At 65.1% G+C, this 14,429-nt stretch carries 9 protein-coding genes; 7 read left to right on the plus strand and 2 right to left on the minus strand.

Annotated features, from left to right (window positions below; translation table 11 throughout):
- Positions 1 to 15: 15 nt before the first annotated feature.
- The 5 genes from IP91_RS10420 to IP91_RS10440 all read left to right on the plus strand — a co-directional run bounded on the left by IP91_RS10420 (position 16) and on the right by IP91_RS10440 (position 7,778).
- Positions 16 to 2,775: a TonB-dependent receptor gene (locus tag IP91_RS10420; RefSeq protein ID WP_145648911.1), complete on the plus strand. Its 2,760-nt coding sequence runs from the start codon at positions 16 to 18 to the stop codon at positions 2,773 to 2,775.
- A 72-nt stretch (positions 2,776 to 2,847) separates the two neighbouring features.
- Entirely contained in the window at positions 2,848 to 4,254 is a 1,407-nt protein-coding gene (locus IP91_RS10425; protein ID WP_371860612.1) for a cyanophycinase, read from the plus strand.
- A gap of 93 nt (positions 4,255 to 4,347) precedes the next feature.
- Positions 4,348 to 5,787 carry an IgA Peptidase M64 gene (locus IP91_RS10430; RefSeq protein ID WP_145648912.1) on the plus strand — a complete coding sequence of 480 codons (1,440 nt, stop codon included), beginning with the start codon at positions 4,348 to 4,350 and terminating at the stop codon, positions 5,785 to 5,787.
- A gap of 122 nt (positions 5,788 to 5,909) precedes the next feature.
- The gene (locus tag IP91_RS10435; RefSeq protein WP_145648913.1) at positions 5,910 to 6,386 is read left to right on the plus strand and encodes a hypothetical protein; all 477 of its coding nucleotides are present in this window, start codon (positions 5,910 to 5,912) and stop codon (positions 6,384 to 6,386) included.
- 273 nt (positions 6,387 to 6,659) lie between these two features.
- The gene (locus IP91_RS10440) at positions 6,660 to 7,778 is read left to right on the plus strand and encodes a patatin-like phospholipase family protein (protein ID WP_158643125.1); all 1,119 of its coding nucleotides are present in this window, start codon (positions 6,660 to 6,662) and stop codon (positions 7,776 to 7,778) included.
- Here IP91_RS10440 and parC read toward each other — a convergent pair.
- Positions 7,747 to 10,119: a DNA topoisomerase IV subunit A gene (parC, locus tag IP91_RS10445; protein ID WP_145648915.1), complete on the minus strand. Its 2,373-nt coding sequence runs from the start codon at positions 10,117 to 10,119 to the stop codon at positions 7,747 to 7,749. The genes IP91_RS10440 and parC overlap by 32 nt on opposite strands.
- Positions 10,120 to 10,134: 15 nt before the next feature.
- Positions 10,135 to 12,132, minus strand: coding sequence for a DNA topoisomerase IV subunit B (locus IP91_RS10450; RefSeq protein ID WP_145648916.1), 1,998 nt, complete (start codon positions 12,130 to 12,132; stop codon positions 10,135 to 10,137).
- Positions 12,133 to 12,523: 391 nt separating this feature from the next.
- Between IP91_RS10450 and IP91_RS10455 the strand changes: the two genes are divergently transcribed.
- Together IP91_RS10455 and kdpA are read left to right on the plus strand one after the other, a co-directional pair.
- Positions 12,524 to 12,613: a potassium-transporting ATPase subunit F gene (locus IP91_RS10455; protein WP_145648917.1), complete on the plus strand. Its 90-nt coding sequence runs from the start codon at positions 12,524 to 12,526 to the stop codon at positions 12,611 to 12,613.
- Entirely contained in the window at positions 12,610 to 14,424 is a 1,815-nt protein-coding gene (gene kdpA / locus IP91_RS10460) for a potassium-transporting ATPase subunit KdpA (RefSeq protein ID WP_145648918.1), read from the plus strand. The genes IP91_RS10455 and kdpA overlap by 4 nt, the downstream gene beginning before the upstream one ends.
- Positions 14,425 to 14,429: the final 5 nt, after the last annotated feature.

Genomic DNA, 14,429 nt, shown 5'->3' on the forward strand with positions numbered 1-14,429 from the left:
ATTTCGGGAGCAGTAATGACCAACGGTCGCCGTCTTCGCCTCACACTCATCGCCGCCGCCGCGCTGGCCTGTTCACTGCAGGCTGCGCAGGCACAGACCGCCACGGAAGCCAGCCAGGCCACCACGCCAGCACCTACCGGCACGCCCGTCGATCCAACGAAGCCGCGCGTGACCATCACCGGTTCGGCCATCAAGCAGATCGCCTCCGAAACGCCGCTGCCGGTGCAGGTCATCACGCGCGACGAGATCGACAAGGCCGGCGTCACGACGGCGGCGGAACTGATGACGCGCGTGGCTGCCAACGTGGGCGGGCTGACCGATGGCGTGTCGATCAACGTGGGCGGCGACCAGCGGGGCTTCAACAGCGCCAACCTGCGCGGCATCGGCACCTCGTCCACGCTGGTGCTGCTAAACGGCCGCCGCATGGCCAACTTCGCTTCCCCTGGCGACGACACGGGCGTCGACCTGAACAACATCCCGGCCGCCGCCATCCAGCGCGTGGAAGTGCTGCTGGACGGCGCCTCCGCGCTGTACGGTACGGATGCCATCGGCGGCGTGATCAACTTCATCACCCGCAAGGACTTCCAGGGCCTGGAGCTGAACGCGTACGGTGGCGGCACGGACGAAGGCGGCGCGGCCAAGCGCCAGGCCACGCTGTCCGGCGGCATCGGCAAGCTGCAGGACGACGGCTACAACGTGTTTGCCGTGTTCGACGTGCAGGAGACGAATGCGCTGCGCACCTCGCAGCGCAAGTTCATTCCCGAACTGCAGATCCCGCAGCGCCTGGGCCACCTGCTGTCTGGCTTCACCAGCCCGGCCAATATCCGCCTCACGTCCGCACAGCGCGACTACCTGCAGGAAAACGACTTCCAGTTGAACGGCCGCGGCATCACCAACCGCACCATCAACCTGTCCATCCCCACCTGCAGCGAGCCTGCCAATATGTACCTGCCGGCCGGCACCGGCGGCGTGGATGCCTGCACCTACGACTACATGCGCGACACGGAGCTGTTCCCGAAATCGCAGAAGACCAGCCTGCTCACGCGCGGCGTGCTGAAGCTGGGCGGCGACCACGAACTGTATGGCGAAGTGGTGCTGACCCGTGCGCGCACCAACTACGTGGGTTCGTCGGCCCGCGTCACCGCATACATCCAGGCCAGCCAGGTGCCGCAGCTGGCCAACCTGGGCCTGGAAACCATCGAGGACGACGACGTGCCGGGCGAACTGGAACTGCGCATGCGCCTGTCGGAGGCGGGCAACCGCACCAGCGAACTGACCAGCATCGGCCAGCGCTACGTGGTGGGCATGAACGGCGTCGTCGGCGGCTGGGACTACGACGTGGCCTACAACCACAGCGTGAACACGGTGAAGGACAAGGATACGCACGGCTACGTGCTGTACGACCAGCTCCAGGACGGCATCACGGCAGGCCTGATCAATCCGTTCGGCCCGTCCAGCGCGGAAGGCCGTGCGCTGCTGGATCGCATCCAGGTCAACGACGTGGTGCGCCATGCCCGCGGCGTGATGGACTCGGTGGACTTCAAGGTCTCGCGCAGCGTGATGGAGATGGCGGGCGGCGACCTGGCCGTGGCGTTCGGTGCCGAATGGCGCCGCGAGCGCACCGACTTCACGCCATCCGAACTGCTCCTGTCCGACAACATCAACAACGACGATGCGCCGGAAGGCGGCCGCGCCACCAGCGACAGCCGCAAGGTGGCCGCCGTGTTCGGCGAGATCCAGGCACCGTTCACGAAGCAGCTGCAGGGCCAGCTGTCGGCCCGCTACGACCACTACGAGCAGGTGGGCGGCGCGCTGAGCCCGAAACTGGGCCTGTCGTACACGCCGACGAAGTCCGCGATGCTGCGTGCCTCGGTGGGCCGCGGCTTCCGCGCACCGTCGATGTCCGAGCTGCACCGCCCCACCGTCATCAGCTCGACGGCCACGCTGCCCGACCCGGTGTACTGCGCCACGGTGGACAACAACTACGCCGACTGCGCCAACAACTGGGAGCTGCGCCGCTATTCGAACGAGAACCTGAAACCGGAGAAGAGCCGCCAGTACTCGATCGGCGCCATCATCGAGCCGAGCAAGCATTTCACGGCCAGCCTCGATTACTGGAACATCCGCCGCACGCGCATGATCAGCGACATCGGTGACGATGTCGTGCTGGGCAACCTGGAAAAATACGGCGACCTGGTGCACCGCGACGAGGACGGCTACATCGACTACATCGAGTCGCACAAGGAGAACCGCGGCGCGCAGGTGGCCGCCGGCCTGGACCTGGTGCTGGACGTGCATGGCGTGGACACGGCCATCGGCCGCCTCGGTGGCCGCCTGTCCGGCACCTACGTGACGGATTCGAAGATCCAGACGTCGGAAGGCGATCCTTTCATCAGCAACCTGGGCCGCTTCGTCACCGATGGCGTGGTGCAGCGCTGGCGCCATGTCGTCACGTTCGACTGGGAGCGGGGTCCGCTGTCGGCCAGCCTGTCGAACACGTTCTCGTCGTCGTACGAGGACCAGAACTCGGCGATCAACCTGGATGACGGCAGCGTCGTCGCACCGAACCATGTGTCGTCATACTCGCTGTGGGACCTGTCGGCCGCCTGGCAGGCCACGCGTGCGCTGAAATTCCGCGCCGGCGTGCAGAATCTGGCTGACAAGAGCCCGCCGTACTCGAACCAGGCGTACTACTTCATTTCCGGCTACGACCCCACGTACACGGATCCGCGCGGCCGCCGCTTCTGGGCGAGCGCGAACTACGCTTTCAGGTAAGGGGAGGGCGGCAGGCTGGCGTCAGCGGGTGCAGCATTCATTTGGTTCATCAGATTCAGTCCAGGAGAATTCATGTTGAAGCAGTTCGCCACCATTCTGTGCTCCGCACTGGTGGTCGTCAGTGCAGTAGCGCAGACCCAGCAACCGGCGCCGGCCGACAACACGGCGCCGTTCAAGGAAGCAGCCAAGGAAGCAGTCCAGGAGTCGAAGGAAACCGCGAAGAACCCGGCGCAGACGGCGGCACCGACCGCCGTGCCGGCCGGTCCCGTCAACGACCTGGCCGCGGCACGCGATGCGGCGGCCCGGGATGTCGCGGCGGCGAAGGCCGCGATGGCATCGGTGAAGGGCTCGCTCGTCATCATCGGCGGCGGCCTGCGTGGCGACAATGCGGACGTGTGGCAGAAGATCGTCGCACTGGCCGGCGGCAAGGGCGCCAAGATCGCGGTGTTCCCGTCCGCTTCCGGCACGCCGGAGCGCTCGGCCCAGTCCATCATCGAGTACCTGCGCAAATATGGCGCCGACCCGTTCGCGGTGCCGGTGGCCGTGCGCCTGGCCGACAGCGACTACCGCAAGGCGGCCGACGATGCAGCCATCGCCGACAAGGTGCGCCGTGCCGGCGGCGTGTACTTCGCCGGCGGCGACCAGACCCGCATCACGCAGGCGCTGGTCCGTGAAGACGGCACCCGCACCGCGGCGCTGGAAGCCGTGTGGGAAGTCTACCGCCGCGGCGGCGTGGTGGCCGGCACCAGCGCCGGTGCGGCCATCATGAGCTCGACGATGTTCTACAACCCGCGCACGATCCTGGGCATGCTGCGGGCCGGCGTCACCGAAGGCAAGGAGATCGCGCCGGGCCTGGGCTTCATCGGCGACGACGTGTTCGTGGACCAGCACATGCTGGTGCGGGGCCGCTTCGCCCGCATGATTCCCGCCATGCTGGCCAAGAACTACAAGCTGGGCCTGGGCGTGGACGAGGACAGCGCGATGGTCATCAATGCGCGCCGTGAAGTGGAGGTGATCGGCTATACGGGTGCGATCCTGATCGACCTGTCGCACGTGGTGCGCGACACCACCAAGCCGGACTTCAACGTGAGCAATGTGCGCATCAGCTACCTGGACCGGGGCGACAAGTTCAACATCATCACGCAGAGTTTCACACCGTCGCCCGACAAGGCGGGTGGCCGGCTCGATCCGGCGCGGCCCAGCCTGCGCGGTCCCGTGTACAGCAACGACGTGCTGGGCAACAGCGCCGTGGTCGACATCATGGAGCGGCTGATCGACAGCGACCAGGAAGAAGCCATCGGCGTCGCGTTCGGCAATCCCCGTTCGGCGACGCCGGAAGTGGGGTTCGAGTTCCGCTTCTCGAAGATGCCGGAAAGCGTGGGCTATGTGTCCAGCGTGGCGGAGGCGTATTCGGTGCTGAACATCCGCCTCGATATCCGCCCGGTCGACATCCCGCGGCCGATGTACAAATACCGCTGAGCCTTTCGGCTGGCTGACTGACCCACCGGCGCGTTAGAATCGCGCCGGTTTTTCGTTAACGGGCGTTGTTCCATGATCCGATCGGAGTTTTCCATGCGTTTTTCCTCCTGCCTTCCCGCCACCCTGCTGGCCTGCTGCGCGAGCGCGCTGGCGGCGCAGCCGGCCACCGTGCGCGTCGACTATCTCCACAGCGGCAATGCGCAGGGCGAGAGCTATGCCATGGACCGCGTCGTCATCGAACCGCTGCCGTGGCCCGGCGACATGGGGCGCACGCTGGACGACACGGACCGCGGCATCAACAAAGTCGAGGTGGTGGATGCGAAGACGGGGCGGCTGCTGTATTCGCGCGGCTTCTCGACCATCTTCGGCGAATGGAAAACCACCGCGGAAGCCTCGAATCTGACGCGCGGTTTCGGCGAATCGGTGCGCTTTCCGAAGCCCGATGTGCCGGTGAAGGTGCGCATCCTGAAGCGCGGTACGGACAATGCCTTCACGCTGGCGTGGAGCGTCGATGTCGATACCGATGCGCCGGACGTCATCCGCAAGCAGCCGCCCGCGCCGGCGAAGCCGATCCCGATCCGCGTAAACGGCCCCTCGGCCGGCAAGGTCGACCTGCTGATCCTGGGCGACGGCTACACGCGCGGGGAGCAGAAGAAATTCGAGCAGACGGCGAAGCGGCTGGCCGATTACCTGTTCACCGTGTCGCCTTTCAAGGAGCGCGCGCAGGACTTCAATGTGTGGGGCCTGGCCGTGCCGACCGAAGAGTCGGGCGTGAGCCGGCCCTCGACCGGCACGCATCACGCGTCGGCCCTGAACACGCGCTACGACATCTTTGGAAGCGAGCGCTACGTGCTCACGACGGACAACCGCGCGCTGCGTGACATCGCCCAGCATGCGCCTTACGAGTTCATCGAGATCCTCGTCAACAACGATACCTATGGCGGCGGCGGCATCTACGGCCAGTTCAGCACCGCGGCGGCCAACAACGACTGGGCCAACTACCTGTTCGTGCACGAGTTCGGGCATCACTTCGCGGGCCTGGCGGACGAGTACTACACGTCGCCGGTTGCTTACCAGTCCAGAGGCGAAGGGCCGAAGCCGGAACCGTGGGAACCGAACGTGACGGCGCTGCATGATCCCGCGCAGCTGAAGTGGCGCGCGCATGTGAAGACCGGCACGGTGCTGCCGACCGCGTGGCCGAAGGAGGAATACGAGACGCACTCGCGCGAATACCAGAAGGTGCGCGCCCAGCTGCGCAAGGACGGCCGCCCCGAAAGCGAGATGAGCCGGCTGTTCCGGGATGACCTGGCGTGGACGAATGCGCTGTTCTCGCGCGCGCCCAATGCCAGGGCTGTCGGCGCGTTCGAGGGGGCCAATTACGAGGCGAAGGGTTACTACCGTTCGCAGCAGCAGTGCCTGATGTTCGACCGCAGCGAGGCGTTCTGCGCCGTGTGTGCGGAGGCGGTGGAGCAGACGATCGATCTGTATTCCCGGCCACTGCCAATAAAGCAGGCAGGCGGGACAAATAAGTAAGTAAAGCAACAAAATGTTGCTAGGTGCGGTACCGCACAGTAGATGGTGACAGGAAACCTTATTCTGGACCCGTGACAAGAAAGAAGTCAGTACTTCAAAACCAAATCTGAAAGGTGTCCACCATGAACAAACTGCTCGCAACCCTGATCGCCGGCGTCTTCGCTACCGCAGCCTACGCCCAGACCACGACCAACAACGATGTCGCCAAGGCCCAGGCCGAAGCCCAGAAAGACATCGCCAAGGCCCAGTCGAAAGAAGCGAAAAAAGATGCTGAAGCCGACAAGGACGTCGCCAAGGCCATGAACAAGGCCGACGAAAAGAAAGCCAAGGCCCACGCGAAAGCCGACAAGGCCCACGCCAAAGCCAACGAAAAAGTCGCTGATGCCGATCCGGAAGACAAGATGAAAGCAGAAGCCAAGGCCGACAAGAAAGTCGCCGCCGCCGATGCCAAAGCTGCCAAGACGATCGCCAAGCAGGACGAGAAAGTAGCGAAAGAAGTCGCCGAAGCCAACAAGGACAAGGCCGTTGCTGCCGCCAAGACGAGCGAAGCCGTGGGCAAAGCCAATGCCGACGTGAAAAAAGAAGCCGCCAAGCACTAATCGCTAGCCCTTCCTGAAAACCGCCGCCTGCACCTTGCAGGCGGCGGTTTTTGCGTTTACAGCCGAGCTCGTGTCCACCTTGGGGTCTGACCCCGACATGGACACGAGCTCGGCCATAGCGGTGTTGTGCCTTCGATACAGCACGGAGAGCAGGCGGTGCACGACCGCCCGGCCCGCCACAAATATCCAGCCTCGAGCGTTTGATGAAGATCAATACCGTAGCGCTCATGCGGGGCAATCTGGACTTCCTTTGATGTGTCTCCAGGAGTCATGATGAGCAAACCAATGGCGTTGATCTTGCAAGGCGGTGGCGCGCTGGGCGCGTTCGAATATGGCGTCGTGACGGCGCTGGTGGAGGAGGGCTGGCAGCCGAAGGCCGTGACGGGCGTGTCGATCGGCGCCATCAACGCCGCGTCGATCGCCGGCGCGAAGGATGGCGATATCGTCACCAGCCTGCGCACGATGTGGGAAGCGATCACATTGCCCCAGCTGCCGATCTGGCCGGCCACGCAGCAGGCCGATTTTTCCCTGCTGGGCAACCCGAACTTCTGGCGCTCGCGCACGGATTACTGGGATGCGCTCAACTGGACCAGCTACTGCGACACGGCGCCGATGCTGAACACGCTGGCCACGCTCCTCGATTTCGACCAGCTCAACAATCCCGACCACATGCGCTTCGGCGTCACGGCCACCAGCCTGAACACGGGCGGGCAGGTGACGTTCTCGAACTACACGGCGTCCAATGCGCAGAAGCGCAGCGGCCAGCTGCGCGCGAAACGGGCCCAGCTGACACCGTCGCACATCGTTGCCAGTGGCAGCCTGCCACCCGGCTTCCCCGCCACCACCATCGATGGCACGGACTACTGGGACGGCGGCCTGTTCAGCAACACGCCCGTCGATTCGCTGTTGAACCTGCTGGAGCCGGAAGACATCGAAACGCTGCCCATCTTCGTCGTCGACCTGTTCCCTACCGATGGCCAGGCCTCGCCCGTCAACCTGCAGGAAGTGAACACGCGCGCGATCGCGCTGCAGTACCAGAACCGCTTCTGGGACCAGTATGGCGGCGACGCGGGACTCGATGGTTTCCTGACTGTGCTGGAGCAGATCAGGAAACTGGCCGCCGGCAATGAGGTGGAAGGGTCGCCCGCGTTCGACTGGCTGATGCGCCTGCGCGCGCTGAAGAACGTGCACGTGATCGCGAGCGCGCCGGCACCGGCCGGCGGCGATCATGATTTTTCACAGTACGGGGTGAGGGGGCGCTTCGCGGCGGGAAAAGCCGCGGCACTGAATTACCTGTCGCGGCTGGAGCACCAGGCCCCGGCCACGCAGAACAGCGTGACCAGGGTCGATGCTAAACACATCAGCCGTTCGGTAGCAGCCCGGTCGGCTTGATCCGGGTCGGCATCGGCTTGCCCTTGCGGGCGCGCTTGCCGAAGTGTTCGCCTTCGGCCAGCGCGTGCGGCGTCATCTTTTCTTCCTTCGCCTTCTGCGCATTGCCGATGCCCAGCACGGTCACGCCCTTCTGCGTGATGGCGCAGGCGGCCACCAGCTTCTCCTTCGGATCGAGTTCCATCAGGATCACGCCGCGCCCGCCATTGGACAGCACCTTCATCTCGTCCATGCCGAACACCAGCAGCCGCGATTTCTCCGAAATGACGGCCACCGCACTGGCATCGTTCACCACCACCGTTGGCGCCAGCGGCTTGGCGCCGTCTTCCAGCGTCAGGAACGCCTTGCCGCTCTTCTGGCGGCTGGCCATGTCGCCCGCCGTCGTGATGAAGCCGAAGCCGGCGTCGGAGGCCATCAGCAGCTTCGTCGTGGCCGGACCGGCAAAGTAATGCAGCAGGCGCGCGCCGCCGGACAGGTCCACCAGCGTAGTGATCGGCACGCCGTCGCCCCGCGCGTTCGGCAAGGCCGCTACCGGCACCGAGTACACGCGGCCGTTGTCGCCGAAGCCCAGCAGCGTATCGACAGTGCGGCACTCGATCGCATCGTGCAGCGCATCGCCGGCCTTGAACGTGAACTGGCCGCGGTCATGGCCGACACCGGTGCGCGCACGCACCCAGCCCTTCTGCGAAATGATCACGGTCACGGCTTCGTCGACGATCTTCTGTTCGACGGAGGCGCGCTGCGCTTCCTCGATCAGCGTGCGGCGGTCGTCGCCATACTGTTTCGCATCCGCCTCGATCTCGCGGATGATCAGGCGCTTCATCGAGGACGGATTGTCGAGCAGGTCCTGCAGCGTGCCTTTTTCCTTGCGCAGCTCGGCCAGCTCCTGCTGGATCTTGATCGCTTCCAGGCGCGCCAGCTGGCGCAGGCGGATTTCCAGGATGTCTTCGGCCTGGCGGTCGGACAGGCGGAAGCGTTCGATCAGCGCGGCCTTCGGCTCGTCCGAATTGCGGATGATGTGAATGACCTCGTCGATGTTGAGCAGGATCGTCTCGCGGCCTTCCAGGATATGGATGCGGTCGTCGACCTTGGTAAGGCGGTGCTGCGTGCGGCGCGTCACGGTGGCGAAGCGGAACGTGATCCACTCCGTCAGGATGTCCGTCAGGCCCTTCTGGCGCGGCCGGCCATCGCCGCCGATCATCACCAGGTTCATCGGCGCCGAGGTTTCCAGCGACGTGTGCGCCAGCAGCATCAGCATGAATTCGGCCTGGTCCTGGTTCTTCGACTTCGGCTCAAACACGAGGCGCACCGGCGCGGCGCGACCCGATTCGTCGCGGATCGTATCCAGCGCGCCCAGCACCATGGCCTTCTGCGCCAGCTGGTCGGCCGACAGCGCCTTCTTGCCCAGCTTGATCTTCGGGTTCGTCAGCTCCTCGATCTCTTCCAGCACCTTCTGCGACGAGGTGCCCGGCGGCAGTTCGTAGACGACGGCCTGCCACTGGCCGCGCGCCAGTTCCTCGATCTTCCAGCGCGCCCGCACCTTCATGCTGCCGCGACCGGAGGCGTACATGTCGGCCACCTGCGCGGCCGGGGTGATCAGCTGGCCGCCGCCCGGATAATCCGGACCCGGCACGATGGCCATCAGCTCCGCATGCGTCAGCTTCGGGTTGCGGATCAGCGCGACGGCGGCACTGGCCACCTCGCGCAGGTTGTGCGACGGGATCTCGGTGGCCAGGCCCACGGCAATGCCGGAGGCGCCATTGAGCAGCACCATCGGCAGGCGCGCCGGCAGCAGCGCCGGTTCTTCCGTGGAGCCGTCGTAGTTCGGGATGAAGTCCACGGTGCCCTGGCCGATTTCATCCATCAGCAGCTTGGCGATCGGCGTCAGGCGCGCTTCCGTGTAGCGCATGGCTGCCGCGCCGTCACCGTCGCGCGAACCGAAGTTGCCCTGGCCGTCGACCAGCGGATAGCGCAGCGAGAAGTCCTGCGCCATGCGCACCAGCGCGTCGTACACGGACTGGTCGCCGTGGGGGTGCAGCTTGCCCAGCACGTCGCCGACCACCGTGGCGGACTTGCGGGGCTTGGCCGAGGCATTCAGCCCCAGCTCGTTCATCGAGTACAGGATGCGGCGCTGCACGGGCTTCTGGCCGTCGCACACGTCGGGCAGGGCGCGGCCCTTCACCACCGAGATGGCGTAGTCGAGATAGGCGCGTTCGGCGAACGTGGACAGGGTCAGCGTTTCGCCGCCGTCGCCGCCACCGCTGGCGCCGTTGGTGTTGGGGCTGTTCTTGTCGCCATCGGGATCGTCCGGCGGTGGCGCGTCAAAGAGGTTTGCTTGGCTCATGGTGCGTAACTCGTATTAAATGTCGGCTTCGACTTCGTTGCCGTGTTCCTCGATCCATGCGCGGCGGGCGGCGGCTTCGCCTTTCCCCATCAGCATGTTGAAGCGGGCGGCCGCCTCGGTATGGGCGAAGTCGCCCAGCGCCACGGGCAGCAGGCGCCGCGTGTCCGGGTTCATCGTGGTTTCCCACAGCTGCTCGGCATTCATCTCGCCCAGGCCCTTGAAGCGGGAGATCGACCAGCTGCCATCCTTCAGGCCATCCTTGCGCAGCTTGTCCTCGATGGCCGTCAGCTCGCCGTCGTCCAGCGCGTACAGCTTCTGGATCGGCTTCTTGCCACGGGCCGGCGCATCGACGCGGAACAGCGGCGGGCGGGCGATGCAGATATTGCCGTTGGCGATCAGGCCCGGGAAGTGGCGGAAGAACAGCGTGAGCAGCAGCACCTGGATGTGCGAGCCGTCCACGTCCGCATCGGACAGGATGCAGATCTTCCCGTAGCGCAGGCCGGACAGGTCCGGCGTGTCGTGCACGCCATGCGGATCGACGCCGATCGCCACGGCGATGTCGTGGATCTCGTTGTTGGCGAACAGGCGGTCGCGGTCCGTCTCCCAGGAGTTCAGCACCTTGCCGCGCAGCGGCAGGATCGCCTGGTACTCCTTGTCGCGGCCCATCTTGGCCGAGCCGCCCGCCGAGTCACCCTCGACCAGGAAGATCTCGGTGCGGGCGATGTCGCTCGATTCGCAATCGGTCAGCTTGCCCGGCAACACGGCCACGCCGGACGATTTTTTCTTCTCCACTTTCTGGGCCGAGCGCAGGCGCGATTGCGCCTGCTTGATCACCAGTTCGGCGAGCTTCTTGCCCCAGTCGATGTGCTGGTTCAGCCACAGCTCCAGCGCCGGCTTGCTGAACGTGGAGACGAGGCGTACCGCGTCGCGCGAATTCAGGCGCTCCTTGATCTGGCCCTGGAACTGCGGGTCCAGCACCTTGGCCGACAGCACGAACGAGGCGCGCGCGAACACGTCTTCCGGGAGCAGCTTCACGCCCTTCGGCAGCAGCGAGTGCAGTTCGACGAAGTTCTTCATCGCGCCGAACAGGCCTTCGCGCAGGCCCGATTCGTGGGTGCCGCCGTTCGGCGTGGGAATCAGGTTGACATAGGACTCGCGCATGATGGCGCCTTCTTCCGTCCACGCCACCACCCACGACGCGCCTTCGCCTTCGGCAAAGCCTTCCGCATCCGGCGTGGCGAACTGCTCGCCCTCGAACAGCGGCACCCAGGTCTCGCCGGTGCCGGTCTGCGCCAGTGCTTCGTTCAGGTAGCCGCGCAGGCCGTCGTTGTACTGCCAGGTCTGCACGTCGCCCGTCTTGCCGTTCTTCAGCGTGACGGTCACACCGGGCAGCAGCACGGCCTTCGAGCGCAGCAGGCGCTGCAGCTCGACCTGCGAGATCAGCGGCGAATCGAAGTACTTCGCATCCGGCCAGGCGGTGACGCGCGTGCCGGACTTCTTGCCATCGCGGGGCGCGGGCTCGGAGGTGAGCGGCTGCACCAGGTCGCCGTTCTCGAACGCCAGCGTGTGGTAGCCGTTGCCCTTGTCGTCCTTGCGCCAGACATTGATCTCCAGGCGCTTGGACAGCGCATTGGTGACAGAGACGCCCACGCCGTGCAGGCCGCCCGAGAACGCATATGCGCCACCGGAACCCTTGTCGAACTTGCCGCCGGCGTGCAGCCGCGTGAACACGATCTCCACCGTCGGCACGTTTTCCTCGGGGTGCAGGCCCACGGGGATGCCGCGGCCGTCGTCCTCGACGGTGATGCTGCCGTCCGCATTCTGCGTCACGACGATGTTCTTGCAGTGGCCGCCCAGCGCTTCATCGGAGGCGTTGTCGATCACCTCCTGGATGATGTGCAGCGGATTTTCCGTGCGGGTGTACATGCCGGGCCGCTGCTTGACGGGCTCCAGGCCTTTCAGGACGCGGATCGATGATTCGCTGTAGTCGGAAACAGGTTTTTTCGTGGCCATACGGGAAAGTGCGCTCTGTTGCGGTATTGGGTTAGCCGGCATTCTATCCGAGGAGGCTGGCCGTCAAGCAGGTGGCTTAGTTGTAGGATAGAAACACTGTATAAACATCCAGCATAATCCGACTTTATAACCTGTTTGCAATGCTTATTCAAGTCCTTTGGCCATTCGCGCCCCTGGGCCGCCCCCTCATTGACCCCTCGTTTACACCGCGTTTACACCTGCCTCCCGGGTCTTTACCCCGTTTTTAGACGCCGCTCGATAAGCTCACCACGTCCAAAACCACATCGAAGAAGAGGTAGCAAATGGATGTCTTGTATCTGGGGCTGGTGGCCGTCTTCACGGCTGCCGTGATCGGCATGGCGGCAGCCTGTGCCCGGCTGGGAGGGAAACCATGAACATCATTTACCTGACCGGCGCGCTGGCCGCGGCCGGCCTGCTGGTCTATCTGCTGATCGCGCTGCTGAAAGCGGAGGACCTGTGAGCACGTCCTCCCTCACCTTACTGGCCGTATTCCTGCTGGTGCTGCTGGCACTGGCCTGGCCGCTCGGCGCCTTCCTGGCGCGCGTCGGCGAAAGCGAAGCACCGCTGCGCGGCCTGGGCTGGCTGCATGCCATCGAGCGCGGCTTCTACCGTGTCGCCGGCATCAAGGGCGGCAGTGCCGACCATGCGATGGGCTGGAAGGCCTATGCGATCGCACTGATCGTCTTCAATGCCCTAGGCACCGTGTTCGTCTACGCCGTGCAGCGCCTGCAATCCTGGCTGCCCCTCAATCCGCAAGGTCTGGCCAACGTCAGCCCCGACTCGTCGTTCAACACGGCCGTCAGCTTCGTGGGCAACACCAACTGGCAGGGCTATTCGGGCGAGCAGACGATGAGCTACCTGACGCAGATGGTGGCGCTGGCAACCCAGAACTTCCTGTCCGCCGCGACCGGCATCGCCGTCGTGTTCGCGCTGATCCGTGCCTTCGCGGCCCGTTCCACGAACTCGATCGGCAACTTCTGGGTGGACGTCACGCGCGCCACCCTGTATGTGCTGCTGCCGCTGTCGCTGATCCTGTCCATCTTCCTGATGGGCCAGGGCGTGATCCAGAACTTCGACGCCTACAAGGAAGTGACGCTGCTCGACAAGGTCGAATACAGCATCCCGAAAACGGGCACCGACGGCCAGCCGCTGAAGGATGCGCAGGGCCAGCCCGTCATGGCAGCGCAGACGGCCACCACGCAGACCATCGCCATGGGCCCGGTCGCCTCGCAGGAAGCCATCAAGATGCTGGGCACGAACGGCGGCGGCTTCTTCAACGCCAATTCCGCGCACCCTTACGAGAATCCGACGGCGGCCACCAACTTCGCGCAGATGATCGCCATCTTCCTGATCCCCGCCGCGCTGTGCTTCGCGTTCGGCCGCATCGTCGGCGACATCCGCCAGGGCTGGGCCGTGCTGGGCGCCATGACGCTCGTCTTCGTGGCGATGACCCTCGTGGTATTCGCCGCCGAGCAGCAGGCCCACCCGGTGCTGCAGTCGCTGGGCGTCGACCAGGCCGCGAGCACGCTGCAGGCCGGCGGCAACATGGAAGGCAAGGAGACCCGCTTCGGCATCAGCGCATCGAGCCTGTTCGCCGCGGTCACCACCGCCGCTTCCTGCGGTGCCGTCAACGCCATGCACGATTCGCTGATGCCGCTGGGCGGCGCCGTGCCGCTGCTGCTGATGCAGTTCGGCGAGGTGATCTTCGGCGGCGTGGGCTCGGGCCTGTACGGCATGCTGGTGTTCGCCATCATGGCCGTGTTCATCGCCGGCCTGATGATCGGCCGCACGCCGGAGTATCTCGGCAAGAAGATCCAGGCCTACGAGATGAAGATGGTGTCGATCGCGATCCTCGTCACGCCCGTGCTGGTGCTGGCCGGGACGGCCATCGCGGTGGTCAGCGAAGCGGGGACGGCCGGCATCGCCAATCCGGGCGCGCACGGTTTCTCCGAGATCCTGTACGCGTTCAGCTCCGCCGCCAACAACAACGGCAGCGCGTTTGCCGGCCTGTCCGCCAACACGCCGTTCTACAACGCCATGCTGGCGATCGCCATCTGGTTCGGCCGCTTTGCCGTGATCGTGCCCGTGCTGGCGATTGCCGGTTCGCTGGCGTCGAAGCAGCGCCTGCCCGTCAACGGCGGCACGATGCCGACGCACGGCCCGCTGTTCATCGCGCTGCTGATCGGGGTGGTGCTGCTGGTCGGGGTGCTGAACTACGTGCCCGCGCTGGCCCTCGGCCCCGTCATCGAACACCTGCAACTTTTTAACTAAGAGGT

Source organism: Pseudoduganella lurida (genome assembly GCF_007830455.1).
In the GTDB taxonomy this organism is placed as follows: Bacteria; Pseudomonadota; Gammaproteobacteria; order Burkholderiales; family Burkholderiaceae_D; genus Rugamonas; species Rugamonas lurida.

Excerpts from the sequence above, each read along its gene's own strand:
- IP91_RS10420 (WP_145648911.1), top strand. The coding sequence starts at position 16 with ATGACCAACGGTCGCCGTCTTCGCCTCACACTCATCGCCGCCGCCGCG.
- IP91_RS10430 (WP_145648912.1), top strand. The coding sequence starts at position 4,348 with ATGCGTTTTTCCTCCTGCCTTCCCGCCACCCTGCTGGCCTGCTGCGCG.
- IP91_RS10455 (WP_145648917.1), top strand. The coding sequence starts at position 12,524 with ATGAACATCATTTACCTGACCGGCGCGCTGGCCGCGGCCGGCCTGCTG.
- IP91_RS10450 (WP_145648916.1), bottom strand. The coding sequence starts at position 12,132 with ATGGCCACGAAAAAACCTGTTTCCGACTACAGCGAATCATCGATCCGC.
- IP91_RS10425 (WP_371860612.1), top strand. The coding sequence starts at position 2,848 with ATGTTGAAGCAGTTCGCCACCATTCTGTGCTCCGCACTGGTGGTCGTC.
- parC (WP_145648915.1), bottom strand. The coding sequence starts at position 10,119 with ATGAGCCAAGCAAACCTCTTTGACGCGCCACCGCCGGACGATCCCGAT.
- IP91_RS10440 (WP_158643125.1), top strand. The coding sequence starts at position 6,660 with ATGAGCAAACCAATGGCGTTGATCTTGCAAGGCGGTGGCGCGCTGGGC.
- IP91_RS10435 (WP_145648913.1), top strand. The coding sequence starts at position 5,910 with ATGAACAAACTGCTCGCAACCCTGATCGCCGGCGTCTTCGCTACCGCA.